The organism is Microbacterium sp. OR21, from assembly GCF_047306785.1.
Taxonomy (GTDB): Bacteria; Actinomycetota; Actinomycetes; order Actinomycetales; family Microbacteriaceae; genus Microbacterium; species Microbacterium esteraromaticum_E.
The window spans coordinates 48,915-72,192 of record NZ_JAZEXJ010000001.1 but is presented as its reverse complement, the minus strand read 5'-3'; the positions used below and the strand labels follow the sequence as shown (position 1 = coordinate 72,192).

23 protein-coding genes are annotated in these 23,278 nt (G+C 70.4%); 17 read left to right on the top strand and 6 right to left on the bottom strand.

The features are described 5' to 3' along the window. Positions 1-48: 48 nt before the first annotated feature. From V2S04_RS00340 to V2S04_RS00320, 5 genes are all read left to right on the top strand, one after another. Positions 49-1,458 carry a dihydrolipoyl dehydrogenase family protein gene (locus V2S04_RS00340; protein ID WP_413636529.1) on the top strand — a complete coding sequence of 470 codons (1,410 nt, stop codon included), beginning with the start codon at positions 49-51 and terminating at the stop codon, positions 1,456-1,458. A gap of 178 nt (positions 1,459-1,636) precedes the next feature. Then, on the top strand, positions 1,637-2,455 hold the full coding sequence (locus V2S04_RS00335; RefSeq protein WP_413636528.1) for an ABC transporter ATP-binding protein: 819 nt from the start codon (positions 1,637-1,639) through the stop codon (positions 2,453-2,455). Further along, positions 2,452-3,129: an ABC transporter permease gene (locus tag V2S04_RS00330; protein WP_413636527.1), complete on the top strand. Its 678-nt coding sequence runs from the start codon at positions 2,452-2,454 to the stop codon at positions 3,127-3,129. Before V2S04_RS00335 ends, V2S04_RS00330 begins: the two co-directional genes overlap by 4 nt. Next, positions 3,126-3,854 (top strand): ABC transporter permease, encoded by a 729-nt coding sequence (locus V2S04_RS00325; RefSeq protein WP_413636526.1) that lies wholly within the window; start codon positions 3,126-3,128, stop codon positions 3,852-3,854. The genes V2S04_RS00330 and V2S04_RS00325 overlap by 4 nt, the downstream gene beginning before the upstream one ends. Positions 3,855-3,874: 20 nt before the next feature. Continuing rightward, on the top strand, positions 3,875-4,795 hold the full coding sequence (locus V2S04_RS00320) for a glycine betaine ABC transporter substrate-binding protein (protein WP_413636525.1): 921 nt from the start codon (positions 3,875-3,877) through the stop codon (positions 4,793-4,795). A 58-nt stretch (positions 4,796-4,853) separates the two neighbouring features. On the opposite strand, the gene V2S04_RS00315 is transcribed toward V2S04_RS00320, so the two are convergent. Beyond that, positions 4,854-6,140: an AI-2E family transporter gene (locus V2S04_RS00315; RefSeq protein WP_413636524.1), complete on the bottom strand. Its 1,287-nt coding sequence runs from the start codon at positions 6,138-6,140 to the stop codon at positions 4,854-4,856. 93 nt (positions 6,141-6,233) lie between these two features. Between V2S04_RS00315 and V2S04_RS00310 the strand changes: the two genes are divergently transcribed. The 10 genes from V2S04_RS00310 (at position 6,234) to V2S04_RS00265 (ending at position 15,217) form a co-directional block, all read left to right on the top strand. Then, positions 6,234-6,539 carry a hypothetical protein gene (locus tag V2S04_RS00310; RefSeq protein ID WP_413636523.1) on the top strand — a complete coding sequence of 102 codons (306 nt, stop codon included), beginning with the start codon at positions 6,234-6,236 and terminating at the stop codon, positions 6,537-6,539. Between the two features lie 3 nt (positions 6,540-6,542). Continuing rightward, positions 6,543-6,848 carry a chorismate mutase gene (locus V2S04_RS00305; protein ID WP_099196292.1) on the top strand — a complete coding sequence of 102 codons (306 nt, stop codon included), beginning with the start codon at positions 6,543-6,545 and terminating at the stop codon, positions 6,846-6,848. Between the two features lie 199 nt (positions 6,849-7,047). Beyond that, positions 7,048-7,941, top strand: a complete 894-nt coding sequence (locus V2S04_RS00300) for an SIS domain-containing protein (RefSeq protein ID WP_413636522.1) — start codon at positions 7,048-7,050, stop codon at positions 7,939-7,941. 11 nt (positions 7,942-7,952) lie between these two features. Next, positions 7,953-8,939, top strand: coding sequence for an ROK family protein (locus V2S04_RS00295; protein ID WP_413636520.1), 987 nt, complete (start codon positions 7,953-7,955; stop codon positions 8,937-8,939). Then, complete coding sequence (locus V2S04_RS00290; RefSeq protein ID WP_413636518.1) at positions 8,936-9,910, top strand: 1-phosphofructokinase family hexose kinase; 975 nt, start codon at positions 8,936-8,938, stop codon at positions 9,908-9,910. Before V2S04_RS00295 ends, V2S04_RS00290 begins: the two co-directional genes overlap by 4 nt. Further along, positions 9,907-10,773: a class II fructose-bisphosphate aldolase gene (locus V2S04_RS00285; RefSeq protein ID WP_413636516.1), complete on the top strand. Its 867-nt coding sequence runs from the start codon at positions 9,907-9,909 to the stop codon at positions 10,771-10,773. Before V2S04_RS00290 ends, V2S04_RS00285 begins: the two co-directional genes overlap by 4 nt. Before the next feature lie 31 nt (positions 10,774-10,804). Next, complete coding sequence (locus tag V2S04_RS00280; RefSeq protein ID WP_413636514.1) at positions 10,805-11,578, top strand: DeoR/GlpR family DNA-binding transcription regulator; 774 nt, start codon at positions 10,805-10,807, stop codon at positions 11,576-11,578. Between the two features lie 247 nt (positions 11,579-11,825). Further along, positions 11,826-12,821, top strand: a complete 996-nt coding sequence (locus tag V2S04_RS00275; protein ID WP_413636512.1) for a carbohydrate ABC transporter permease — start codon at positions 11,826-11,828, stop codon at positions 12,819-12,821. After that, complete coding sequence (locus V2S04_RS00270; RefSeq protein WP_413636510.1) at positions 12,821-13,777, top strand: carbohydrate ABC transporter permease; 957 nt, start codon at positions 12,821-12,823, stop codon at positions 13,775-13,777. Before V2S04_RS00275 ends, V2S04_RS00270 begins: the two co-directional genes overlap by 1 nt. Positions 13,778-13,849: 72 nt before the next feature. Beyond that, positions 13,850-15,217: an extracellular solute-binding protein gene (locus V2S04_RS00265; RefSeq protein WP_413636508.1), complete on the top strand. Its 1,368-nt coding sequence runs from the start codon at positions 13,850-13,852 to the stop codon at positions 15,215-15,217. 25 nt (positions 15,218-15,242) lie between these two features. Here the strand turns inward: V2S04_RS00265 and V2S04_RS00260 are convergent, their stop codons facing one another. Continuing rightward, positions 15,243-15,725: an Lrp/AsnC family transcriptional regulator gene (locus V2S04_RS00260; RefSeq protein ID WP_413636506.1), complete on the bottom strand. Its 483-nt coding sequence runs from the start codon at positions 15,723-15,725 to the stop codon at positions 15,243-15,245. Positions 15,726-15,883: 158 nt separating this feature from the next. Here V2S04_RS00260 and V2S04_RS00255 point away from each other — a divergent pair, with 158 nt between their 5' ends. Continuing rightward, on the top strand, positions 15,884-17,107 hold the full coding sequence (locus V2S04_RS00255) for an NAD(P)/FAD-dependent oxidoreductase (protein WP_413636504.1): 1,224 nt from the start codon (positions 15,884-15,886) through the stop codon (positions 17,105-17,107). A 210-nt stretch (positions 17,108-17,317) separates the two neighbouring features. Here the strand turns inward: V2S04_RS00255 and V2S04_RS00250 are convergent, their stop codons facing one another. Genes V2S04_RS00250 through V2S04_RS00235 form a run of 4 tightly spaced genes read right to left on the bottom strand, consistent with a single transcriptional unit; the run spans position 17,318 to position 21,726 of the window. After that, complete coding sequence (locus V2S04_RS00250; RefSeq protein ID WP_413636502.1) at positions 17,318-19,213, bottom strand: DUF5107 domain-containing protein; 1,896 nt, start codon at positions 19,211-19,213, stop codon at positions 17,318-17,320. A 28-nt stretch (positions 19,214-19,241) separates the two neighbouring features. Beyond that, complete coding sequence (locus tag V2S04_RS00245; protein WP_413636500.1) at positions 19,242-20,042, bottom strand: ABC transporter permease subunit; 801 nt, start codon at positions 20,040-20,042, stop codon at positions 19,242-19,244. Further along, positions 20,039-21,064, bottom strand: coding sequence for an ABC transporter ATP-binding protein (locus tag V2S04_RS00240; RefSeq protein WP_413636499.1), 1,026 nt, complete (start codon positions 21,062-21,064; stop codon positions 20,039-20,041). The genes V2S04_RS00245 and V2S04_RS00240 overlap by 4 nt, the downstream gene beginning before the upstream one ends. Further along, the gene (locus V2S04_RS00235) at positions 21,061-21,726 is read right to left on the bottom strand and encodes a TetR/AcrR family transcriptional regulator (RefSeq protein ID WP_413636498.1); all 666 of its coding nucleotides are present in this window, start codon (positions 21,724-21,726) and stop codon (positions 21,061-21,063) included. Before V2S04_RS00235 ends, V2S04_RS00240 begins: the two co-directional genes overlap by 4 nt. A 215-nt stretch (positions 21,727-21,941) precedes the next feature. Between V2S04_RS00235 and V2S04_RS00230 the strand changes: the two genes are divergently transcribed. After that, positions 21,942-23,063, top strand: a complete 1,122-nt coding sequence (locus V2S04_RS00230; RefSeq protein WP_413636497.1) for a class I SAM-dependent methyltransferase — start codon at positions 21,942-21,944, stop codon at positions 23,061-23,063. The last annotated feature ends 215 nt before the right edge of the window (positions 23,064-23,278 follow it).

Genomic DNA, 23,278 nt, shown 5'->3' with positions numbered 1-23,278 from the left:
CCTGTCAAGCCCCGGAGGTGAATCCGCGCCCTCGGCAAGACTGGCCGGATGAGCGACGAATACGACGTCATCGTCCTGGGCGGCGGGCCCGTCGGCGAGAACGTGGCCGACCGAGCGGTGCAGGGCGGGCTGACCGCCGTGATCGTCGAGAGCGAGCTCGTCGGCGGCGAGTGCTCGTACTGGGCGTGCACGCCGTCGAAAGCGCTGCTGCGGCCGATGCAGGCGCTGCGCGCGGCGCGGCACGTGCGCGGCGTCGACGGCGGCACCGTCACGCCGGCCGAGGTGCTGGCGCGGCGCGACGAGTTCGTGGCCCACTGGTCCGACGACGGGCAGGTGACGTGGCTGCAGAGCGCCGGCATCGATCTCGTGCGCGGGCACGGCCGACTCACCGCCGAGCGCGAGGTCACGGTACGCACCGACGACGGCGAGCGGGTGCTGCGAGCCCGGCACGCCGTGGCGATCGCGACCGGATCGGATGCCGTGATCCCGGGCATCCCGGGTCTCGCCGAGGCGCAGCCGTGGACCAGTCGCGAGGCGACCGGCGCCGAGAAGGTGCCCGCATCTCTCGCGGTGATCGGCGGGGGCGTGGTCGGGGTCGAGATGGCGACCGCGTACGCCGGGCTCGGATCGACCGTCACCCTCATCGCCCGGCACGGGCTGCTCGAGCGGATGGAGCCGTTCGCCGGCGAGCAGGTCGCCGACGGGCTGCGCGGGCTGGGCGTCGACGTGCGGCTGAACAGCAGCACCACAGCCGTGCGCCGCGACGCCGATCGCGTCATTCTCACCCTGGACGATGGTGATGAGATCACGGCTGCCGAGGTGCTCGTGGCGACCGGACGCGCACCGCGCAGCGCGGACATCGGGCTCGAGGTCGCCGGGCTCGAGCCAGGCCAATCGATCGAGGTCGACGACACGATGCGCGTGCCCGGCTCCGACTGGCTGTACGCGGTCGGCGACGTCAACGGCCGCGCCCTGCTCACCCACCAGGGCAAGTACCAGGCTCGCGCCGCCGGCGACGTCATCGCCGCCCGCTCGCGGGGCGAGGTCGTCGCCGACGACGCGTGGGGTCGCCACGTGGCCACGGCCGATCATGCTGCCGTGCCGCAGGTCGTCTTCAGCGAGCCCGAGGTCGCCTCGGTGGGGATGACGGCGGATACCGCGCGCGCGGCCGGCCGGCAGATCGAGGTCATCGACTACGACCTCGGCGCGGTGTCGGGTGCCGGGCTGCACGCCGACGGATACCAGGGCACGGCGCGCATGGTGGTCGACACCGAGCGCGAGGTGGTCCTCGGAGTCACCCTCGTGGGCGCCGATGTCGCCGAGATGCTGCAGGCCGCCACGATCGCGGTGGTCGGCGAGGTGCCCATCAGCCGGCTCTGGCACGCCGTCCCGGCGTATCCGACGATGAGCGAGATCTGGCTGCGGCTGCTCGAGGAGTACGGCAGGCAATCCGCATGAGGCTGCTGCGCACTGCCCGCCCGCGCGGGCGCAATCCGCTGCGACCCGTGCTCCGAACCGAAAGCGTGAACGGGGCGAATCGGAGCGCTCCCGCCGGAATGTCCGGTGCGTCGCCTACGCTCGAACCGATGCCAGGAGGTACGTGCATGAGAGCTGTCCCCGCAGGAGCCGTGAGCCGATGATCGAGTTCCGGTCGGTCACGAAGACATTCCCCGACGGCACGCACGCCGTCGACGACTTCAGCCTGGTCATCCCGTCGCGCAAGACGACCGTCTTCGTCGGCTCGTCCGGATGCGGCAAGACCACGCTGCTGCGCATGATCAACCGCATGGTCGAGCCGACCTCGGGCCAGGTCGAGATCGACGGCGAGAGCGTTCTCGACGGCGACCCCGTCGCCCTGCGCCGCCGCATCGGCTACGTGATGCAGAACTCCGGCCTCATGCCGCACTTCACCGTCATCGACAATGTGGCCACCGTCCTGCGCCTCACCGGCGTCTCGCGTCGCGACGCGCACGCCCGGGCACGTGAGATGCTCACCACCGTGGGTCTCGACCAGTCTCTCGCCGACCGCTACCCCAGCCAGCTCTCGGGCGGGCAGCAGCAGCGGGTCGGAGTGGCGCGCGGGCTGGCCGCCGACCCGAACATCCTGCTCATGGACGAGCCGTTCGGCGCCGTCGACCCGATCGTCCGCGCCGACCTGCAGCAGGAGCTCATCCGCCTGCAGGCCGAGCTCGACAAGACCGTCGTGTTCGTCACCCACGACATCGACGAGGCGTTCCTGCTCGGTGATCAGGTGGTGATCCTCGACCGCGGGGCGCGGATCGTGCAGGTCGGCGGTCCCAGCGAGATCATCGAGAATCCGGCGGATGCCTTCGTCGAGGCGTTCATCGGCGCCGAGCGCGGCCGCCGGGCGCTGAGCGTCAAGCAGACCCCGACCGGCGCCGTCGTCGTGGACTCCGAGGGCCGCACGCAGGGGCGGTTGGTGGAGGGCGCATGAACTGGGTGATGGACAACCTGGAGCTCATCGTCGAGCTCACGGTGACCCATCTGCGCCAGAGCCTGATTCCGATCGTGCTCGGCCTGGTGCTGTCGGTGCCGCTCGGCTGGGTCGCGTGGCGCTACCGGCTCGTGCGCGGACCGGTCATCGTGCTCACCGGTCTGCTGTACACGATCCCATCGCTCGCCCTGCTGATCCTCATGCCGGCGGCGCTCGGGTATTCCGTGATCAGCGAAGAGAACCTCATCGCCGCGCTGACGATCTACGCCGTCGCGATCCTCGTGCGCGCGGTCGCCGACGGGCTCGATTCCGTCGACGAAGGTGTGCTGCAGGCGTCGACGGCGATGGGCTACGCCGCGCCCCGACGCTTCTTCGCCGTCGAGCTGCCGCTCGCCGGTCCCGTCATCCTCGCCGGCCTCCGCGTGACCGCGGTGTCGACGATCTCGCTGGCGACCGTCGGCATCCTCATCGGGGTGACCAACCTGGGCTACCTCTTCACGAACGGGCAGCAGCGCCGGCTGATCGCCGAGGTGCTCGCCGGCGTGGTCGCGGTGGTCGTCATCGCGCTCGTCGTCGACCTCCTGCTCGTGCTGGCGGGGCGGATGCTCATGCCGTGGACCCGTGCGACGTCGACCCGCTCCACGGCCGGCACCCTCAAGGCGGCCGGCGCATGAACCTCTTCGCCGACGCCTTCGCTTGGCTGTTCTCGCCCGACCGCCTGGTCGGCACGTACGCACTGCCCACCCTGCTCGGTCAGCACCTGCTGTACACGATCGTCTCGGTCGCGGTCGCCGCAGCGATCGCCCTGCCCGCCGGCTGGCTGATCGGCCACACCGGGCGCGGGCGCGAGATCGCCGTCGCCGTCTCCGGCGCCGCGCGCGCGATCCCCTCGTTCGGCCTGCTGGTGCTGCTCGTGCTCGTGCTCGGCATCCTGCAGACGCCGCTCGCCGCCGTCATCACCTTCGTGCTGCTCGCGATCCCCTCGCTGCTCGCCGGGGCGTACACCGGGCTCGAGGCCATCGACCGCCGCGTGATCGACGCCGCCCGGGCGATGGGCATGACCGAGTGGCAGATCTTCACGAAGGTCGAGCTGCGCCTGGGTCTGCCGCTGCTGATGGGCGGACTGCGCTCGGCGCTGCTGCAGGTGATCGCCACGGTCACGATCGCCGCCTACGTCAACCTCGGCGGCCTCGGATGGCCGATCATCCAGGGCATCCCGCTGAGCCGCTTCGACCAGGTGCTCGGGGGTGCGATCCTCGTCGCCCTGCTGGCCCTGGCCGTCGACCTGCTGATGGCGCTCGCGCAGCGGGCGGCCATGCCCGCGGGGCTGCGCACCCCGGCATCCCGAAAACCGACCTCGACGCCGCGCGCTCGCCGCGTGGCATCCGCTCCCGCCTGATCCCCACCGAAAGGCCTGCCATGTCCATGCACCGCAAGACCCGCACCGCTCTCACCGCCGGTGTCGCGATCCTCGCCGCCCTATCGCTCGCCGGCTGCGGATCGAACACCAACCCCCTCGACAAGCCCAGCGCCGACGACAGCGACACCGGCGGCGACACGATCGTCGTCGGCTCGCAGGCGTACTACTCGAACGAGATCATCGCCGAGATCTACGCCCAGGGCCTCGAAGACGCCGGCTTCACCGTTGAGCGCAAGTTCAACATCGGTCAGCGCGACGCGTACATGCCCGAGGTCGAGTCGGGCAACATCGACGTCTTCCCCGAGTACACCGGCAACCTGCTCGAGTACCTCGACAAAGAGGCCACGGCCACCAGCCCCGACGACGTGTTCGCCGCACTGCAGGACGCGCTCCCCGACGGGCTGACCGCGCTGCAGTACGCCGACGCGAGCGACCAGGACACCTACACGGTGCTGAAGTCGTTCGCCGACGAGAACGGGCTCACGTCGATCGCCGACCTGTCGAAGCTCAGCGAGCCCGCCACCATCGGAGCGGCCCCCGAGTTCGAGCAGCGCCCGTACGGCCCCGCCGGCGCGAAGGAGACCTACGGCATCGACCTGAAGTTCTCGGCGACCGGGCAGGGCACGCTCGAGGCGCTGCTCGCGGGAACCGTGCAGGTGGCCGACATCTACACCGCCGACCCGGCCTTCCAGACCGAGGACATCGTGGCGCTGGAAGACCCCGAGAACATGATCCTCGCCTCGAACGTCGTGCCGATCGTCTCGAGCGACATCGCCGATGAGGTCACCGACGTGCTCGAGGGGATCAGCGCCGAGCTGAGCGCCGAGGACCTCGTCGACATGAACGTGCAGAGCACCGTCGACGAGAAGTCGTCGGCGGAGATCGCGACCGCATGGCTGAAAGACAAGGGTCTGATCTGATCTTCGGCTGAGACCGCGAGAGGCCGGGTGGGATCTCCCACCCGGCCTCTTGCGTGCGTCAGACGCGCTCGTCCTGCCGCGGGATGAAGATCTGGTTCAGGATGATGAGGATGGATGCCGTGGCCGGCACCGCGACGAGCGCACCGAGCAGCCCGAGCAGGGTGCCGCCGACCAGTGCGCCCAGCACGACCAGCAGGCCGGGCACCTCGAGGGTGCGGTTCATGACCTTCGGGGTGAGCACGTACGCCTCGATCTGGATGTAGATCAGATAGACGACGCCGAAGATCAGCGCGTTGACGGGGCTCGCGAGCAGCGCGACGACCGTGCCGATGGCGAGGAACAGCAGCGGACCGATGAGCGGGATGAGCGTCACGAGGAATGCGACGACGGCCATCAGGGGCGGGAACGGCAGCCCGAGCAGCAGGTACAGCACGAACGCCACCATCGAATTCGCGAACGCGAGGATCACCATGCCCTGCACGTACCCGCCGACCGACTCGGTGATCTGGTCGATGATGCCGCGGGCCTGCCGGCGCTTGCGCGCAGGTGCCAGGCGCAGCATCGATGTGATGATGCCGGGCAGGCCCACCACGAAGTAGAGCGTGAGCACGAACACGATGACGAACGCCGAGATGCCCTCCGCGATCGAGGTGCCCACCTTCAGCGCACCGCCGCCCAGCGCCGTCAGTGTCTTGCCGTCGGTGAGAAGCTTCTCGCCGTCCGCGAGCAGCGAGCCGATCTGATCGCCGAACTGCTTCTCGAGCAGCAGGTACAGGTCGGTGTGCATGAAGTCGTCGACCACTTTGGGCACCGACTTCACGAACGACGCGATCTGCTCGACGACGACCGGCACGATCAGCCCCAGTACGAGACCCACGGTCGCCACGAGCGCGACGATGACGATCGCCACGCTGAGACCGCGGGAGAGTCCCCACCGCTCGAGCAGCCGCACGGCGGGGTTCAGGCCGAGCGCCGCGAACAGGGCGATGGCGACGTAGACGAGCACCGTCGACAGGCTGGTGAGCGCCAGGGCCAGCAGGAACGCCGAGAGACCGCCGAGGGTGAGCAGGAAGCCCAGCCGGAACGGCCGATCCATGCGGGTCCACATCGAGCGACGCGGCGTCGGGGCATCGGCCGGGGAGGGGTGCTCCGCGGCTTCGGCGGCCGCGGCTGCGGCATCCGCCTCGTCGGCTGCGGCACTGGCTTCATCGGCGGCGGCATCGGCTTCGATGGCCGCTCCCGTCTCTGCGGCCTCCGCAGCATCTGCGGCGCGGCTCGCCCTGGCAGCCGCGCGGGAGTCGCTGCCGCCGGAGGCGGCGGACGACGTGGGGTCTTCGGAGCTCATGGCGATCACTCTATGGCCGGCGCCGACTTGCCCCTGCCTTCTCGGCCCGGGCTTGACTATCGTGAGAGGTGCGACCACCCCTTGGAGGATCCCATGTCCGACGAACACGCACACGACGCTTCCGGCCCTGCCGAGGGCGAGTACACCGACGCCGACCACGCCGACGGTCAGGGCGTCGTGCACCACGGCGCCCACGCCGCCGAGGCGGAGGGCGAGTACACCGACGGCGTCTACTCCGCCGACGGCCGCGAGGTGCACCATCCCCATCACGGCGAGGGTGCGTACACCGACACCGAGGGCCGGGCGACCGACGTACCGGCGGAGGACGAGGGCGAGTACACCGACGGGCGCTACCCCGACGACGGCGGTGCAGGGCGCGCCGACGGCCGGCACAGCTGACCCGTGGGCACGGACGACGCGCGTGCGGCGCGCGCTGAACTGCTGCGCCTGCGCGCCAGCATCGACAACATCGACGCCGCACTGATCTTCATGCTCGCCGAGCGCTTCCGCTGCACGCAGCAGGTCGGGCGGCTCAAGGCCGAGCACGACATGCCCGCCTCCGATCCCGGGCGCGAAGAGCAGCAGACCGCGCGCCTGCGTGCGCTCGCCGAAGAGGCGCACCTCGATCCGGAGTTCGCCGAGAAGTGGTTCAACTTCGTGGTGGCCGAGGTCATCCGCCACCACACCGAGGCCGCCGAGAACCGCTGAGCCGCGGCGGAACTCCGAAGATCCTGGCGGTACGGGGCCGAATCCGGGCCGGCGGGCGCGGTTCCGGCTCGTCTCTCCTGAGTTGAGACGCTCTCGAGCGCACGACCATGTCCGCCGGGCTTCAGTGGACGTCATTTCCGTGCGACAATATGATCGTTAAGAACGCGTAAGCTTCAAAAACTTGCAGTCGGGAGTAGCCATGACCATCACCGCCGGTGCGCACATGCGCGCGGAGCTCACCTCGCAGCCGGAGACCTGGGCGCGCGCCGCCGCGATGCGCGACGAGCAGGCTCTGCTGCCCGCATCCGGTGCTCGCATCGCCGTGGTCGGCTGCGGCACCTCGTGGTTCATGGCGCAGTCGTACGCCGCCCTGCGCGAGTCGGCGGGTCACGGCGAGACCGACGCGTTCACGGCATCCGAGTTCCCGTTCGGCCGCGACTACGACGCGATCGTCGCGCTGACCCGTTCGGGCACGACCACCGAGGTGCTCGAGCTCACCGAGCGCGTGAAGGGCGCCACTCCCGTGGTCGCCGTGGTCGGCGACACCGCCTCGCCGCTCGTAGATCTCGCCGACACCGTGATCGGCCTGCCCTTCGCCGATGAGCAGTCGGTCGTGCAGACCCGGTTCGCGACCACCGCCCTCGCGCTGTTCCGCGCGTCGCTCGGCGAGAACCTCGACACGGCGATCGCCGACGCGCAGGCCGTGCTCGACGGCACCGATGACCCAGCTCTGACCGAGGCCGAGCAGTACAGCTTCCTCGGCATGGGCTGGGCCATGGGTCTCGCGCACGAGGCCGCGCTGAAGATGCGCGAGTCGTCGCAGTCGTGGACCGAGTCGTACAGCTCGATGGAGTACCGCCACGGTCCGATCGCGATCGCCGCTCCCGGCCGCGTCACCTGGCAGCTGGGCGCCGCACCCGAGGGGCTGCAGGCGCAGGTCGAGGCGACCGGAGCGCGCTTCGTGCACAACGCGATCGACCCGATGGCCGATCTGGTGCGTCTGCACCGCGTCGCCCTCGACCGCGCCGTGGCCAAGGGCCTCGATCCCGACCAGCCGCGCAACCTCACCCGCTCGGTCATCCTCGCCGACTGACGACGCAGCGCATGTCCGAGCACGGCTCCATACCCGACGTGATCACCGACGCCTCCGGCGAGAGGCTCGCTGACGCGGCCGCGATCGGCGCCGGCGTGCCCGTGCTGGCCTTCGACGTCGGCGGCACCGACATCAAGTCGGCGCTGTTCGACGCCGACGGCAGAGCTCTGGGTCTTCGCCGCACGCCGACCCCGGCGGGCGGCGAAGACAGCCCGGCTCGGCTGATCGGACGGCTGGCCGAGCTGGCCGACGAGCTGCACACGCAGCATCCGGACGTCGTGCCGCGGGCGGTCGGTCTCGTCGTGCCCGGCATCGTCGACGCCGACAGCGGCATCGGCGTCTTCAGCAGCAACCTGGGCTGGCGCGATGCGCCGATGCGCGACCTGATGGCCGCGCGCTTCGGGATGCCGGTGGCGTTCGACCACGACGTGCGCACCGCCAGCTGGGCCGAGCACGTGCTGGGCGGCGCGCGCGACTACGCCAACGCCGTCGTGCTGATCATCGGCACCGGGATCGCCGGCGCCCTGCTCGTCGACGGCCGTCCGTACACCGCCGGCGGCTACGCCGGTGAGATCGGCCACTCGCCGATCGGGGAGTGGCCGTGCCCGTGTGGCGCGCGCGGATGCCTGGAGGCCATCGCCTCGGCGGGGGCGATCTCACGTCGCTACACCGAGGCGACCGGCGAGGACGTCGACGGCGCACGCGAGGTCATCGCCCGCGCCGCCGCCGGCGACGAGGTCGCCGCGAGGGTGTGGGATGAGGCCCTCGACGCGCTCACCATGTCGATCGCGCAGCTCACCGCCATCATTGCGCCGCAGGCGGTGGTGATCGGCGGCGGGCTCTCGCGAGCCGGCGGCGCGCTGTTCGACCAGTTGCGGGTGCGCCTCGCCGACCGGCTGAGCTTCCACCGCATCCCCGACCTGGTGCCCGCCGAGCTGTCCGGCAACGCAGGCATCCTCGGGTCGGCGCTGCGCGCGCGGCAGGTCGCGTCGGCATGATCGTCACTGTCACCCCCAACCCGGCGCTCGATCTCACCTGGCACGTCGCCTCGCTCACCGTCGGGGGCACCCACCGGGCGGATGCCGGGCAGGCCCGCGCCGGCGGTAAGGGACTCAACGTCGCCCGGGTCGCGCACGCCGAGGGCGCGCACGTCATCGCCCTGACGACCGTCGGCGGCGCCACCGGCGAGGAGTTCGCGGCAGAGCTGGCTGCATCGGGCGTGCCGCACGTGCTCGTGCCGGTCGCCGCGGCCACGCGCCGCAGCATCGCCCTGGTCGATGAGGCGCTCGGCGACACGACCATCGTGAACGAGCGCGGCATCGCCCCGACGACGGCGGAGTGGCAGGCTCTGCGCGACGCGGTGGCCGACGCCCTGGGCGACGCAGACGACCCGGCCCGTGTGCTCGTCATCTCGGGGAGCCTGCCGCCGGGCCTGCCGGACGACGCGCTGCCCGCACTGATCCGGCTCGGCCGCGATGCGGGAGTGCCCGTGATCACCGACACTTCGGGTCCCGCGCTGCTCGCCGCGGCGGATGCCGGGGCATCCGTGCTCAAGCCCAACGAGCACGAGCTGCGTGACGCCACCGGCCTCGACGACCCGATCGAGGGGGCCCGCGAGCTCATCCGCCGCGGCGCGTGTCTCGTGCTGCTCTCGCTCGGAGCCGAGGGGATGCTGGCCGTCTCGGGCACGTCATCCGGAGGCGTCTCGGTGCTTCACGCCCGTCTCGACGCCGCACTGGCCGGCAACCCGATCGGGGCGGGGGATGCCGGAGTCGCGGCATGCGCCGCGCTGATGGATGCCGGCGTCGACGACCCCGAGCAGATCCTGCGCCGCGCCACCGCGTGGTCGGCCGCCGCGGTGCTCATGCCGCTGGCAGGAGAGATCCACCCGTCCTGGCCCGAGCTCGAGGCCGCCCTGGTCTTCACCGCCGGACCCGCGCCGGCATCCGACCCGAAGGAAACCCGATGACACTCGCCTCCGCACGCGAACTCATGCGGTCCGCCGCAGCCGCCGGCTCCGGCCTCGGCGCGTTCAACGTGATCCACCTCGAGACGGCCGAGGCGCTCGTCTCGGCATCCGAGCGCGCGAACCTGCCGGTGATCCTGCAGATCTCGCAGAACTGCGCCGACTACCACGGCGGGCTCGAGCCGATCGGCTGGGCGACGCTCGCGGTCGCCCGCCGCGCGACGACCCCGGTGGCGGTGCACCTCGACCACGCCGAGCGCCCCGAGCTCGTCGACGAGGCCATCGAGCTCGGCTTCGGGTCGGTGATGTTCGACGGCGGCAAGCTCCCCTATGAGCAGAACGTCGAGATCACCGCCGACGTCGCCGCGCGCGCCCGCGCCGCCGGGGTGTACATCGAGGCCGAGCTGGGCGAGGTCGGCGGAAAGGACGGCGCTCACGCGCCCGGCGTGCGCACCGACCCCGACGAGGCGCGCGCGTTCGTCGAGGCGACCGGCGTCGACTCGCTCGCCGTCGCGGTCGGCTCGTCGCACGCCATGCTCGACCGGTCGGCGTCGCTCGACATCGACCTGATCGCCCGCCTGAAGGCCGCTCTGCGCGGCATCGGCCGCACCGGCGGAGACATCCCGCTCGTGCTGCACGGCTCGTCGGGTGTCGCCGACGAGGTCATCGTGCAGGCCGTGCGTGCCGGCATGACGAAGATCAACGTCTCGACGCACCTCAATGGATTCTTCACCCGCGCGGTCCGTGACACGCTCGCCGCCGACGAGAAGCTCGTCGACTCGCGCAAGTACCTCTCGCCCGCCCGCGAGGCGGTCGCCGAGGAGGCCGCCAGGATGCTGCGCCTGTTCGCCCTCGAATCCGCCTGACGGCCGCGCGGACTGCCAGACTGAGCGTGACATGAAGCGCGCCGCCAGACTCACCGCCATCCTCGACCTGCTCGCCGCCCAGGGCGAGGTGAGCGTCGACGAACTCGTCGATCGCTTCGGCGCGTCGGCGGCGACCACCCGCCGCGATCTCGACAGCCTCGCCGAGCGCCGGCTGCTGACCCGCACGCACGGCGGAGCGGTCGCCCAGTCGCTCGCCTACGAGCTGCCGATCCGGTACCGCAGCCACCACCGCACGGGCGCGAAGGAGCAGATCGCGGCCGTCGCCGCCGCGCTCGTCGAACCCGGCCAGGTGGTCGGACTCTCCGGCGGCACAACGACCAACGCGATCGCGACCGCGCTCGCCGCCCGTGACGATCTCGCCGATCAGGGCCTGACGGTCGTGACCAACGCCGTGAACATCGCCGCCCAGCTGGCGATGCGCCCCGAGTTCAAGGTCGTCGTCACCGGCGGGGTGATCCACCCGCGCAGCTTCGAGCTGGTCGGGCCCTTCGTCGAGCAGCTGCTCGGCGGCATCTCGCTCGACATCGCCTTCATCGGCGTCAACGGGCTCGCCGCCGACGCCGGAGGCAGCACGCACGACGAGGCGGAGGCCGCGGTGAACCGCATGATGGCGCAGCGCGCGGCCCGCGCGATCATCGTCGCGGACGCCTCGAAGATCGGCCGCACCGCCTTCGCGCACGTCGGAGGCCCCGAGCTCTTCCCGCTCGTGATCACCGATCCCACCGCGACCGACGATCAGCGCGCGGCGCTCACGGGCGCCGGGTTCGAGGTGCGAGCCGGCTGATCCGGATCGTCCGGTCTCCGGGCGGTATTGCCACGTGACCGGGCCGGAGACGTCATCCGGGCGCCATTCGGCCCATCATGCACGTCTGCAAGGCGCCTGGCAAGGGGCGTACGAGAAGTGCGGTTGCTGAGTAGCGTCTGGGCATGCACAGGCGCTGCTCGTTCTGCGTGGCATCCGCGCGCTCCATGGTCGGAGCCGCGGACATCCCGTGCGCGGTGCGCTCGTGCGACCGCGGAGGGGGTGGCAGATGAGCATCACGACGGCCCCGGAGGCGCTCGTTCCGGCCGAGGAGCAGGCGCAGAAGAACCGGAGGCGCTGGTTCCGTCGCGGGCCGAAGCCGGCACGCGACCGTTACAACAAGCGCGAGGCGATCGCCGGCTACCTCTTCATCACACCGTGGATCATCGGGTTCCTCGTGTTCACCGCCGGCGCGATGATCTATAGCCTGTACATCTCGTTCAGCAACTACAACCTCGCCACCAACACCGCGCGCCCCGTGGGGATCGACAACTACGCCGAGCTCTTCGACGACCCGCGCGTGATGGTCTCACTGGGCAACACGCTGTTCTACGTCGTCATGGCCGTGCCGCTCGAGATCATCTTCGCTCTCGTGCTGGCCATGCTGCTCAACAGGGTCGGCCGGGGCGCCGGCATCTTCCGCACGCTGTACTACCTGCCCAAGATGACACCCGCGGTCGCGACGGCGGCCGTCTTCTTCCTGCTGCTCAACGGCAACAGCGGCGTGATCAACGAGTTCCTGCGCCTGTTCGGCATCGACGGCCCGCAGTGGCTGGTCGACCCTGCCTGGGTGAAGCCGAGCATCGTCATCATGACGCTGTGGACGGTCGCCGGCACCATGGTGATCTTCCTCGCCGCGCTGAAGAACGTGCCGACGGAGCTGTACGAGGTGGCATCGCTCGACGGCGCGGGCAGCGTGCGCAAGTTCTTCGCGATCACCCTGCCGATGATCTCGGGGGCGATGTTCTTCAACGTGATCGTGCTGTCGATCGCCGCATTCCAGATCTTCGACCAGGCATACCTGCTGTTCTGGCGCGACCAGAGCAACTCATCGCCCGAGGCGTCGCTCTTCTACGCGATCTACCTGTTCCAGCAGGCGTTCCGGCAGTTCAACTTCGGCTTCGCCGCCGCCATGGCCTGGCTGCTGTTCGTCATCATCATGATCATCACCGTCATCCAGGTGAAGTTCGGCAACCGCTTCGTCTACTACGAGGGAGACCGCTGATGGCGACGTCGCTGCAACACACCCCTCGACGCCGGGACGACGAGAAGCCCGACCCGTCGACGGTCGTCAACACCGTGCCGAAGCGCTCGAGGTGGCGCCGCAGCATGAGCCAGCCGCGCAGCTTCGCCGTCCGGATCGTGCTGACGATCATCCTGGTGGGGTTCGGGCTGCTCTTCCTGTACCCGTTCGCGTGGCTGGTCGCGGCGAGCTTCAAGCCGCGCGGCGAGGTGTTCGACAACGCGCTCATCCCCAAGACGTTCGTGCCCGAGAACTACGTCGAGGTGTGGAACCAGCTGCCGCTGATGAGCTGGCTCTGGAACAGCGTCGCGATCGCCCTGCTCGCGGCCACCGCCGTCGCCGTCTCGAGCTCGATCGTCGCGTTCGGCTTCGCGTACTTCAAGTTCCCCGGGCGCGGTCTGCTGTTCGGCCTGGTGCTGGCGACCATGATGCTGCCCGGCGCGGTGACGATGATCCCGATCTACCTGATCTGGAAGGAGACCGGGCTGCTCGGCACCTGGGTGCCCCTGTGGGGCATGAACCTGTTCGGCTCGGCCTTCTACATCTTCCTGCAGCGGCAGTTCTACCTCGGGCTGCCACGGGAGCTGTTCGAGGCCGCGCGCCTCGACGGCGCCAGCTACTGGGGGCTGTTCTGGCGGATCGCCATGCCGCTGTCGGTGCCGTCGTTCGTCATCGTGTTCCTCTTCGAGTTCCAGGCGAGCTGGAACAACCTGTACTCCGCGCTGATCTACCTGAACGCGGGGTCGGTCGACGACTTCACCGCACCGCTGGGTATCGCGTACGCCATGACCAAGTACAGCCCCACGGCCGGCGGGCACGGCGACTACCAGTACGTCATGGTCGCCTCGCTCATCGTCACCGTGCCGATGCTCATCCTCTTCGCGTTTGGCCAGCGGTACTTCATCGAGGGCGTGGCCACACAGGGGCGGAAGGGCTGAGCTCCGGGCATCCGGAACTGCTTCAGAACCGCGGCGTCGCTCGCGACAGCCGCCAGACCGAGAGGGAGAGAGATGCACAAGCGCATTCTGGGAATCGCGGCAGTCGTCGCGGCGTCCGCCGTCGTGCTGACCGGCTGCGGCGGGGGTGGAGACGCCGCCGACATGGCTGATGACGTCGACTGGGGCGCCGACGCGACGGGCACGCTCAACGCCTGGGGATTCGAGAACGCCGACGACGTCGGGCAGTCCCGCCTCGACTACGCGGCCGAGCAGCTGAAGGACGTGAAGGTCGACCTCGACGCCACGGCCTTCGACGCGCAGAAGTTCACCACCCGTCTCGCCGGCGGCAACGTGCCGGACGTCGTGCAGATGGACCGCCGCTACGTCACCACCTACGCGGCGCAGGGGCTGATCATGCCGCTCGACGAGTGCCTCGACGAGCAGGACGTCGAGCCGCGCGACCACTGGTACCCGTTCGTCGTCGACGACGTCACCTACGACGACGCGATCTGGGCGGTGCCGCAGTTCTACCAGCCGCCCGCGATCCTGGTGAACAAGAAGGTGCTCGACGAGGCCGGCGTGAAGGCCGACCAGATCGACACTTCGAACCCCGACGTGCTGCTCGACGCTATCGGCAAGATCTACCAGGAGGAGGGCGGGGTGCCCACGCGCCTCGGCTTCGACCCGCAGGCAACCGGACAGAGCGGCCTGTGGATCCTCGGGATGGGCGGGCAGCTCAACGACGACAAGGGCGCCCCCACGCTCGACGACCCGAAGAACGTTGCGGGCATCGAGATGCTGAAGAAGATCACGGATGCCCAGGGCGGCTACGCCGCGGTGAAGAGCTTCACCGATTCGTTCGACACCTTCGGCGACAACAACCAGTTCGTCGCCGGTCAGGTCGGCGCGCAGGTGAACGCCCAGTGGTACCCGAACGTGCTCTCGCCGTACATGGACCAGCTCGAGCTCGAGGCCGTGCCGTTCCGCGGAGCGGACGGGGAGCCCTTCTCGGTGGCATCCGGAACGGCGTTCGTCGTGCCGGCCGGTGCGAAGAACCCGGCCGCGGCGTGCGCGTGGATGGTCGACCTGACCTCGGATGAGGCGTGGGCCGCCGCGGGCGAGGCGCGCGGCGAGACCCGCAAGAAGGACGGCGGCGTCAACACCGGCCTCTTCACCGGTTCGCCGGCGGCCGACAAGGCGATCCGTGAGGAATGGGTCACCGAGAGCGGCAACGCCGGGTTCGACCAGGTGATCTCGACCTACTACGACGTGGTCGACTACGGACAGTCGTTCGGCTCGTCGCCGGCCGGTCAGCAGATCCAGAACGAGCTCAACAACGCCATCACGGCGGCGCTGCTCGGCGACAAGTCGCCGGAGGAAGCTCTGAAGGATGCCCAGAAGGCGGCGATGCGGGCCTACGAGAACATCACGCAGGACTGACGAACGTGCGGTCGGGTCCGCGTGGTCACAGACCGCGCGGCCCCGGCGCCTGGGCGAAAATCAGGCTGGTGCTGGTGGAGGCCACCTCGGGTTGCAGGCTGATGGTGTCTGACACGAGTTCGCGCAGCGCACCGGCATCGGGAACCGCGACATGCACGAGGAAGTCGCGATCGCCGGCGAGGAAGTACACGCGCTGGGTCGCCGACAGTCCCTCCAGGTAGGTCTGGAATCGGCGCAGGTCGCCGCGGGCGTGGGCGTGCAGGCGGATGGTGATCAGCGCCTCGAGGTGCAGGCCGAGCGCTGCGGGTGAGATCTCGGCGTGGAAGCCGACGATCACGCCGTTCGCCTGCAGGGCCCGCACCCGCTTGAGGCATGTCGACTCGGCTATTCCGGCGATCGCGGCGAGCTCGGTGTTCGAGATGCGGCCGTTGCGGGCCAGCTCATGCAGGAGGGTGCGGTCTACGGCATCCAGCCCGGTCTGGCCGGGCGTCGAAGAATCGGGAGCCACGCGGTCACTTCCTCGTGTGCGGGTGAAGATTTCCACTGTTTCGGAGCGATTCTACGCAGGATCTTCGCTCTCGCATCCCGCGATCGTCGGAATCTGCATAATCACAGGTAGTGGGCGTGTTCTCTCGCGCCCACGATCAAGTGTCTCAGGAGGACGCAATGACGCGGACGATCATCGTCGGTGCCGGAATGGTCGGGCTCGCCACGGCCTGGCACCTGCAGGAGCGCGGGGTCGAGGTCACGGTCATCGACCGGGTCGGCATCGCCGCCGGCTCGTCGTGGGGAAATGCTGGCTGGCTGACGCCTGGAAAGACGATCCCGCTCGCCGACACCGGCCTGTGGACGTACGGGCCGAAGGCGCTGCTCGATCCGGATGCCGCGCTGCACGTGCCGTTCCGCGTGGATCCGGGGCTGTGGATGTTCCTCGGCCAGTTCGCCGCGCACGGCACCAACCGCGCCTGGGATCGGACGATGGCCGACCTCACGCCGATCGACCGGATCGCGCTGGAGTGCTTCGACGAGCTCATCGACGGCGGCGTGAAGTCGTGGACCCGTGAGGGGCCGTTCGTGATCGGCTTCAAGCAGGAGGCGGACTCGAAGGGCTTCCTGCACGAGATCGAGGGCGTCGTGCGCCACGGACAGGATGTGCCGTTCGAGCGGCTCGAGAACCCGCGCGAGCTCGCGCCGGTGCTCTCGGATGCCGTCACGCACGCGTACCGGCTCGACGGGCAGCGCTTCTTCGAGCCCGCGCCCTTCATGGAGGCACTGGGCGCCGCCGTCGTCGAGCGCGGTGCCGAGCTGATCACCGGATACGAGGTCACCGATGTGTCGTCGACCCGCCGGCCCGTGGTGACGATGTCGAACGGGCAGCGTCTCGAGGCCGACTCCGTGGTGATCGCGACCGGAGCCTGGATGCCGGCGCTCGCCCGCAGGCTGGGCGTTCGCACGCGCGTGCAGGCCGGTCGCGGATACTCGTTCACCGTGGCGACCGAGGTTCCCCAGGAGCACCCGGTGTACTTCCCGACTCAGCGCATCGCGTGCACGCCGTATCAGGGGCGGTTCCGCATCGCCGGCACGATGGAGTTCCGCCGGCCCGACGAGCCCTTCCAGCCGCGTCGCGTGCAGGCGATCATCGCGCAGGCGCGCGAGATGTTCCAGGGGATCGACCTCGACGACCGCCAGGACGAATGGGTCGGCTCGCGCCCCGTCACCCCCGACGGCCTGCCGCTGGTCGGCGCGACGCAGGCCCCGAACGTGTACGTGGCCGGCGGCCACGGCATGTGGGGCATCGTGCTCGGCCCCGCGACCGGCAAGCTGCTCGCCGAGCAGATCACCACCGGCCGCATCGCGCCCGAGATCCGCCCCTTCGACCCCCTGCGCTAGCCCGCGCGGGCGGGCGCCGGCGCCGCGTGCGGCCGCTCGCGTTTCGCGCCGCTTGCAGACGGGAAACGCCGGTGGCCGGGCATCCGCACCGGCGTTTCCCATCCGCCACCCGTGCGCGCAGATGGGAAACGCTGGTGACCGGGTCACCGCACCGGCGTTTCCCATCCGCCGGCCCGAGCGCGCCGACCCGGGCGGCCGCGCGGGCGCGGGTCAGGCCATCGAGAAGTCGTAGCGCTCCGGCACGGGGCGGTCGGGGAAGGCCTGGCGCCACAGGTCCGACATGCTCAGCTCGCCCTCGCGGATGTCGGGCACGTCGAACTCGTCCTCCAGCATCCGTCTCGCCTCGTCGGCGGCTTCGGATGCCAGCGCGGCGCGCACCGCGAGCACGCGGAACCGCCCCAGATCCCGGGTCGACGGCGGAAGCGAGGCGAGGAATCCGGATGCCTCCTCGGCGCGCCCCGCGCTCAGCAGCGCCTCGCCGAGTTCGAGCGCGAGGGGAGCGAGGTCGGGCGCCAGCGAGGCCGCGTCGGTGAGCGCGGCGATGCCGGCATCCGTCTCGCCCGTCGCCATCCGCAGCTGGCCCAGCCCGCGCAGCGCCCAGGCCGAGCGGCGCTGGCGCAGCGACGCCTCGTAGCGCGCCGCGGCCCGGGCGTGATCACCTGACGCGTGCGCCATGACCGCGCGGTGGTAATGCGTGAGCCAGGTGGCGGGCGCCTCGGCGAGCAGGCGGTCCCAGAGAGCGCCGGCCACGTAGCTCGCGGGCGCTGTGGCCGGGTCGGGATCGGTGGCGGATGCCATGCCGAGCAGTTCGCGCCAGTACCGGGCATCCTCGTCCTCACCGGCCTCGAACCGCACCCCGGGCAGGCTCTGGAAGACGGCGCCGTACCGGCTCGCCAGCGCGGCCTCCAGCGCACCCCACGGGGAGCCGACATTCATCAGCTCGACGGGATCCAGGTCGGCCACGGCGTCGAGGCGCGAGGCATCCGTGGCACCGGCCGCCCGCCGCACCTCCGCCCCGACCGTCGCGACGGCAGACGGCCACTCCACCGACGAGACGCCGTCGACCTGCAGGGGCAGGAAGGTCTCGGTCCACTCCCACGTCGCGCCTCCCGGCATCCGCAGATGCTCGTACTGCGTCGCCGCTAGCCCGCCCTGGATCTCGAAGTAGTGACCGCCCAGCCACTCCTGCCAGTGGTGCCCGCCGGTCGTGTCGCCCCAGACGAACAGCTTGCGCCCGGACAGCCGCTGCGAAGAGACGTGGCCGAGACCCGAGCCGTCGGCCTCGAGCGCGGCGATCCACGGCAGATCCGAGCCGTCGAGCGTGTAGAACCAGTCGGCCGCCGCCGGGGCCCCTGCCGGCCGGCTCACATCGGGCGAAGCGACGTCGACATGCGCCAGGGTGCCGTCGTACTGCGTCTGATAGGCGTGGGTCGCCGGGGCGAACACCCGCGAGCCGTCGGTCTGCGCGACGGCGATGTTCGTCCACCAATACATGCCCGTCTCATCGGCGTGCGGGTTGCGCACCCGCACGCGCACGTGCAGCGCGGCCACGCTCGAATCGAGCGTCGCGTCGATCTGCACGATCAGCCCGCGTACCCGCTCGTACTCCCACATCCGCAGCACCGGCTCGCCGTCGTGCGCGGTCAGGGCGGCGGCGTACAGCGGCGCGCAGGTGAGCGGCCAGTGCCCGCGCATGCCGATGTTCCACTCCACGCCGCCCGAGAACCAGGCGTTGCGCAGGGCGAGGTTCGCCGGCTGGAAGACCGCATTGCGGTAGACGAGATCACGTCCGGTCGCCTTGTCGAGCAGGCGCACGAGCCGCCCGCCGAGGTCGAGCGCGAACTCCGCGCGCAGCAGATGGTTCTCGAGCACCGCCAGCCGCATCGGCGCGGCACTGCGGTCGCGGGTGTACTGATCCTGCAGCAGATAGGGATGGATGCTGGTGACCTGGCCGTACCGGATGTTCTCGGCGATGGCATCCGGCAGCCCTTCGGTCGACGCCTCGTACGGAGCCTGCGGCATCGCCGCGACGGCGGGCAGGGGATTCGGCGCACCGACGGGCGCTGTCGGCAGGGTGACGGAGGCGAGCGAGAGCGAGGCAGTCATGATGCCGCTCACGTTAGCGCTCGCCGCCTCATCCGCGCAGGTCGCGCCGTGAGAGCGCCACGGCGGATGCTCCCGCCAGCACCACAGCGATGCCCCAGGTCAGCAGCAGGCCGCCGAGGTCGACGCCGTCTTTCAGCGGCGGCTGGTGGTACACCCACGCGTACGGCGAGAGGGCGTTCAGCCACTCGAGGTCGTCGGACTGCTTGGCGACCGCCTGGAACACGTAGCCGAGCACGGCGACGCCGGCGGCGACTCCCGTCGCCCACGCCTTGCGTCCGGTCAGAGCACCGGCGAGCAGACCCGCCATCGCGCTCAGAAACGCCAGCCCGGTGAGTGCCAGCGCGGCGCCCCAGATGTGCGGAGGATGGATGCCGAGCTGCGCCGGATCGTTCAGCGCGAACACGATCGCTCCCGAGAACACGCCCAGCCAGACGAGTCGCACGAGCACCGAGAGAGCCGACTCGGCGGCGTACTGCGCCCGCCCGATGCCGTGGGCGAGGTCGAGCTCGAGGCGCCCCGACTCCTCGGCCCCGGCGATCGCCGTCGAGCCCCACAGCACGGCGGCGATGGTCAGCAGCAGAAAGCCCATCAGGCCGTAGAACGTGCTCTGCGCATACCCGGCTCCGGTGGCGATCTGGTCGTAGCCGAGGGTGTCGATCAGCTGCTTGGGCATCGCCTTGATGACGCTGTCCAGTTCACCGTTCGCCCCGAAGCTCGGATACAGCGGCAGGTACAGGAAGAGCGCTGCCGCGAGGCCCAGGCTCCAGCCGATCACGCCGCGCCAGGATTCCCGGATGCTGCGCCGGAACACCGGCAGGATGCCGCTCATCGCGCACCTCCCTCGTCGTCGTGCTCGCCGACACCCCGACCTGTCGCCGAGACCCCGTGCTGCGGTCGTCGATGGCTCGGGGTGTCGGCGGCACCTCGGGGTGTCGGCGCAGGGGGATGCGCGCCGTACAGACGCAGCACGCTCTCTTCGAGGTCGGGCTCCTCGATCGTGAGGTCGTGCACGGTGACCTGCGCGAGGGCCTTCACGAACGGATCGATGGCGCCCTCGACGGTGGCGGTGAGCTGCTGCGCGTCGCCCTGCGGGGTGATCTCGAGATCGGTCACGCCGGGGATGCCCGTGAAGCGGCGGTGCAGGGCATCCGGATCGCTGCCGTCGAGCGCAACCCGCACCCGCCGCACCGAGCCCAGGCGGAGGGACGCGACGTCGCCCTGGGCGACGATGCGCCCGGCGGCGAGGACGGCGACCTCGTCGGCGACCTGCTGGATCTCGCTGAGCACGTGCGAGCTGAGCAGCACGGTCTGCCCGGCGCTGCGCGCTTCGCGCACCATGGTGAGGAACTCGCGCTGCATGAGCGGGTCGAGCCCGCTGGTCGGCTCGTCGAGGATCAGCAGCTCGGGTCGGTGCATGAACGCCTGGATCAGGCCCACCTTCTGCTTGTTGCCCTTCGACAGGCTGCGCACCGGGCGCGAGAGGTCGACGCCGAGCCGGTCGGCGAGCTCCGACGTGTAGCCGCGGTCGATCGGGCCCGACACCTCGGCGTAGAACGACAGCATGCGGTGCCCGGTCACCCGTCCTTCCAGCCGCAGCTCGCCTGGCACGTAGCCGATCCTTCGGCGCAGCCGCGCGCCGGCGCGGCGGGGGTCTTCGCCGAGCACCCGCACCTGCCCGGAGGTGGGCCGGATCGTATCGACGAGGGTGCGCAGCGTCGTAGTCTTGCCGGCGCCGTTCGGGCCGATCAGACCGTAGACCATGCCCGGCTGCACGTGCAGGTCGAGGCCCTGCACGGCGGTCTGCCGGCCGTAGCGCTTGTGCAGCCCGGTGATGTCGATGACGGAACTCATGAGTCCCCTCCTTCGGTGGGCGTTTCGGTGGGCGTGTCGGATGCCATGGCCCGGCGTGCCCCGTCGAGGAACACGGGGCTGGTGTAGATGCCGTGCGTGAGCAGCTCGAGGGTCGGAAGGGTGGTGCGCAGCATGCCGGCGGGGCTCAGCTGGTCCTGCCCGAGCACGCGGGCGATCTGCGTACGCATCATCACCGGTGCCAGGCCCATCATCGTGACCAGCAGCGTGGTCATCTCGGGGTCGCTCATCTCGACGAGAAGGCCGGCCGCTCGCTGCTCGTCGAGCACCTGGCGGGTGACCCGCACGATCTCGTCGAAGAGGCGGTCGGCTGCCGGCGAGCTGTCTCCGAGCATGCGGCCGAGGTAGTCGATGTACGGGCCGTAGCGCTCGGTGTCGTGCAGGGCGGCGCGGATGCGGTCGGGCGTCGGCGCCTCGATCAGCTCGTGCTTGTCGTCGATGAACGCCGCCACGACGTAGTCGTCGCACGCGGCGCGCAGCGCGTTCTTGTCGCCGAAATGGTGCACGATCAGCGCCGCGCTGACGCCGGCGTCGTGCGCGATCGCCCGCATGCTCGTCGCGTCGAATCCGTCGCGGGCGAAGGCGCGGATCGCGGCGTCGCGGATGCGGGCGCGGGCGGTGAGATCGTCGAATGCTGAACGCATGTACAGCACACTAAACACTTGTTCAGTTGTCGTCAAGAGGAGCCGTGGGTCTTCGAGTGCTCAGGTCGCACTTCGTCCCGGTAAGAGCGCCGAATGGCGGGACGAAGCGCGACCTGAGTGGGGCACAGGGCCGAGTGGCGGGACGAGTCGCGATCTGAGGGAGGCCGGGGGGGCAGCGCGAGAGCGCGGTTCGCCGCGCCGGATAGTGTGAGCGGGTGACGGGCTTCGACTATCAGCGACTGCGGCGGTTCCCCGACGTCGAGGCGCCGAACCTGCAGGCCTGGGATGCCACGGACGAGCTGCTCGTGCAGCGCGCACTGGCGGCCGGCATCGCGGGCGACGAGATCGCCGTGGTCGGCGACGAGTACGGTGCGATCGCCCTTGCGCTGACGGATGCCGGGCTGCACGGCATCCGCGTGCACCAGGACCTCATCACCGGGCGTCGCGCGCTCGCCGCCAACGCCCGCGCGCTCGAGCTGCCGCTGCCCGCCGCGCACGAGCTCGACAGCTCGCTTCTCGCCGGGGTGCGCTTAGTGCTGCTGCAGCTGCCCAAGGGGCTGGCCGAGCTGGAGGAGATCGCCGACGCGGTCGCCCGGTGGGCGGCGCCCGAAGTCACGCTCATCGCGGGCGGGCGGGTCAAGCACATGTCGCTCACGCAGAACGAGGTGCTCGCGCGCTTCTTCGCGCACGTGCAGCCGCAGCGCGCGGAGCGCAAGTCGCGACTGATCGTGGCATCCGGAGCCCTGCCCGTGCCTGATCAGCCGCCCTTTCCGGTGAGCCGGCAGCACGACGGCCTCACGCTCTGCGCCTACGGTGCCGCGTTCGCCGGTGCTCGCCTCGACATCGGCACCCGGGTGCTGATCGACGTCATGCCGACGCTCGCGCCGCCGGCCGGCGACCCGCTGCGCGTCATCGACCTCGGCTGCGGAACGGGGGCTCTCGCGGTGGCGTTCGCGCAGCAGCATCCGGATGCCGTGATCACCGCCACCGACCGGTCGGCGTCCGCGGCGCGCTCGGCGCAGGCGACCGTCGTCGCGAACGGCCTCGCGGGGCGCATCACCGTCACGCTCGACGACGCCGGTTCCGAGCTGCCCGACGGCTCGGCCGATCTCATCCTGCTGAACCCGCCGTTCCACCTCGGGGCGACCGTGCACGAGGGGGCGGGGCAGCGGCTGATCCAGGCCGCCGCGCGACTGCTGCGACCCGGCGGCGAAGTGTGGACCGTGTTCAACTCGCACCTCGATCATCGGGGTTTGCTGACCCGCGACGTCGGCCCCACCGAGCAGGTCGCCCGCACCCCGAAATTCACCGTGACGCGCAGCGTGCGCCGAGGCTGACGTTTCGCGGAATCCCCGGTGAGACGGTGAAATCGAAACCCGGATTTGCCACCGGATCAGCCATTCGTTAGCGTGGCTAGGTGGCCGTGAGGTCACATGACCAGTCCGCGGTCACGTCCTTCTTTCGATCCGAGCTGTACACGAAGAGGCGTGGGCGTACGGTCGATGTTCTATCGCGGGGATCCGAAATCCCCGTCTGCGCCGCTGTGCAGCTC

Bases quoted from the DNA above. Each gene is read 5' to 3' on its own strand.
- V2S04_RS00340 (WP_413636529.1), top strand. From the start codon at position 49: ATGAGCGACGAATACGACGTCATCGTCCTGGGCGGCGGGCCCGTCGGC.
- V2S04_RS00335 (WP_413636528.1), top strand. From the start codon at position 1,637: ATGATCGAGTTCCGGTCGGTCACGAAGACATTCCCCGACGGCACGCAC.
- V2S04_RS00330 (WP_413636527.1), top strand. From the start codon at position 2,452: ATGAACTGGGTGATGGACAACCTGGAGCTCATCGTCGAGCTCACGGTG.
- V2S04_RS00325 (WP_413636526.1), top strand. From the start codon at position 3,126: ATGAACCTCTTCGCCGACGCCTTCGCTTGGCTGTTCTCGCCCGACCGC.
- V2S04_RS00320 (WP_413636525.1), top strand. From the start codon at position 3,875: ATGTCCATGCACCGCAAGACCCGCACCGCTCTCACCGCCGGTGTCGCG.
- V2S04_RS00315 (WP_413636524.1), bottom strand. From the start codon at position 6,140: ATGAGCTCCGAAGACCCCACGTCGTCCGCCGCCTCCGGCGGCAGCGAC.
- V2S04_RS00310 (WP_413636523.1), top strand. From the start codon at position 6,234: ATGTCCGACGAACACGCACACGACGCTTCCGGCCCTGCCGAGGGCGAG.
- V2S04_RS00300 (WP_413636522.1), top strand. From the start codon at position 7,048: ATGACCATCACCGCCGGTGCGCACATGCGCGCGGAGCTCACCTCGCAG.
- V2S04_RS00295 (WP_413636520.1), top strand. From the start codon at position 7,953: ATGTCCGAGCACGGCTCCATACCCGACGTGATCACCGACGCCTCCGGC.
- V2S04_RS00290 (WP_413636518.1), top strand. From the start codon at position 8,936: ATGATCGTCACTGTCACCCCCAACCCGGCGCTCGATCTCACCTGGCAC.
- V2S04_RS00285 (WP_413636516.1), top strand. From the start codon at position 9,907: ATGACACTCGCCTCCGCACGCGAACTCATGCGGTCCGCCGCAGCCGCC.
- V2S04_RS00280 (WP_413636514.1), top strand. From the start codon at position 10,805: ATGAAGCGCGCCGCCAGACTCACCGCCATCCTCGACCTGCTCGCCGCC.
- V2S04_RS00275 (WP_413636512.1), top strand. From the start codon at position 11,826: ATGAGCATCACGACGGCCCCGGAGGCGCTCGTTCCGGCCGAGGAGCAG.
- V2S04_RS00270 (WP_413636510.1), top strand. From the start codon at position 12,821: ATGGCGACGTCGCTGCAACACACCCCTCGACGCCGGGACGACGAGAAG.
- V2S04_RS00265 (WP_413636508.1), top strand. From the start codon at position 13,850: ATGCACAAGCGCATTCTGGGAATCGCGGCAGTCGTCGCGGCGTCCGCC.
- V2S04_RS00255 (WP_413636504.1), top strand. From the start codon at position 15,884: ATGACGCGGACGATCATCGTCGGTGCCGGAATGGTCGGGCTCGCCACG.
- V2S04_RS00250 (WP_413636502.1), bottom strand. From the start codon at position 19,213: ATGACTGCCTCGCTCTCGCTCGCCTCCGTCACCCTGCCGACAGCGCCC.
- V2S04_RS00245 (WP_413636500.1), bottom strand. From the start codon at position 20,042: ATGAGCGGCATCCTGCCGGTGTTCCGGCGCAGCATCCGGGAATCCTGG.
- V2S04_RS00240 (WP_413636499.1), bottom strand. From the start codon at position 21,064: ATGAGTTCCGTCATCGACATCACCGGGCTGCACAAGCGCTACGGCCGG.
- V2S04_RS00235 (WP_413636498.1), bottom strand. From the start codon at position 21,726: ATGCGTTCAGCATTCGACGATCTCACCGCCCGCGCCCGCATCCGCGAC.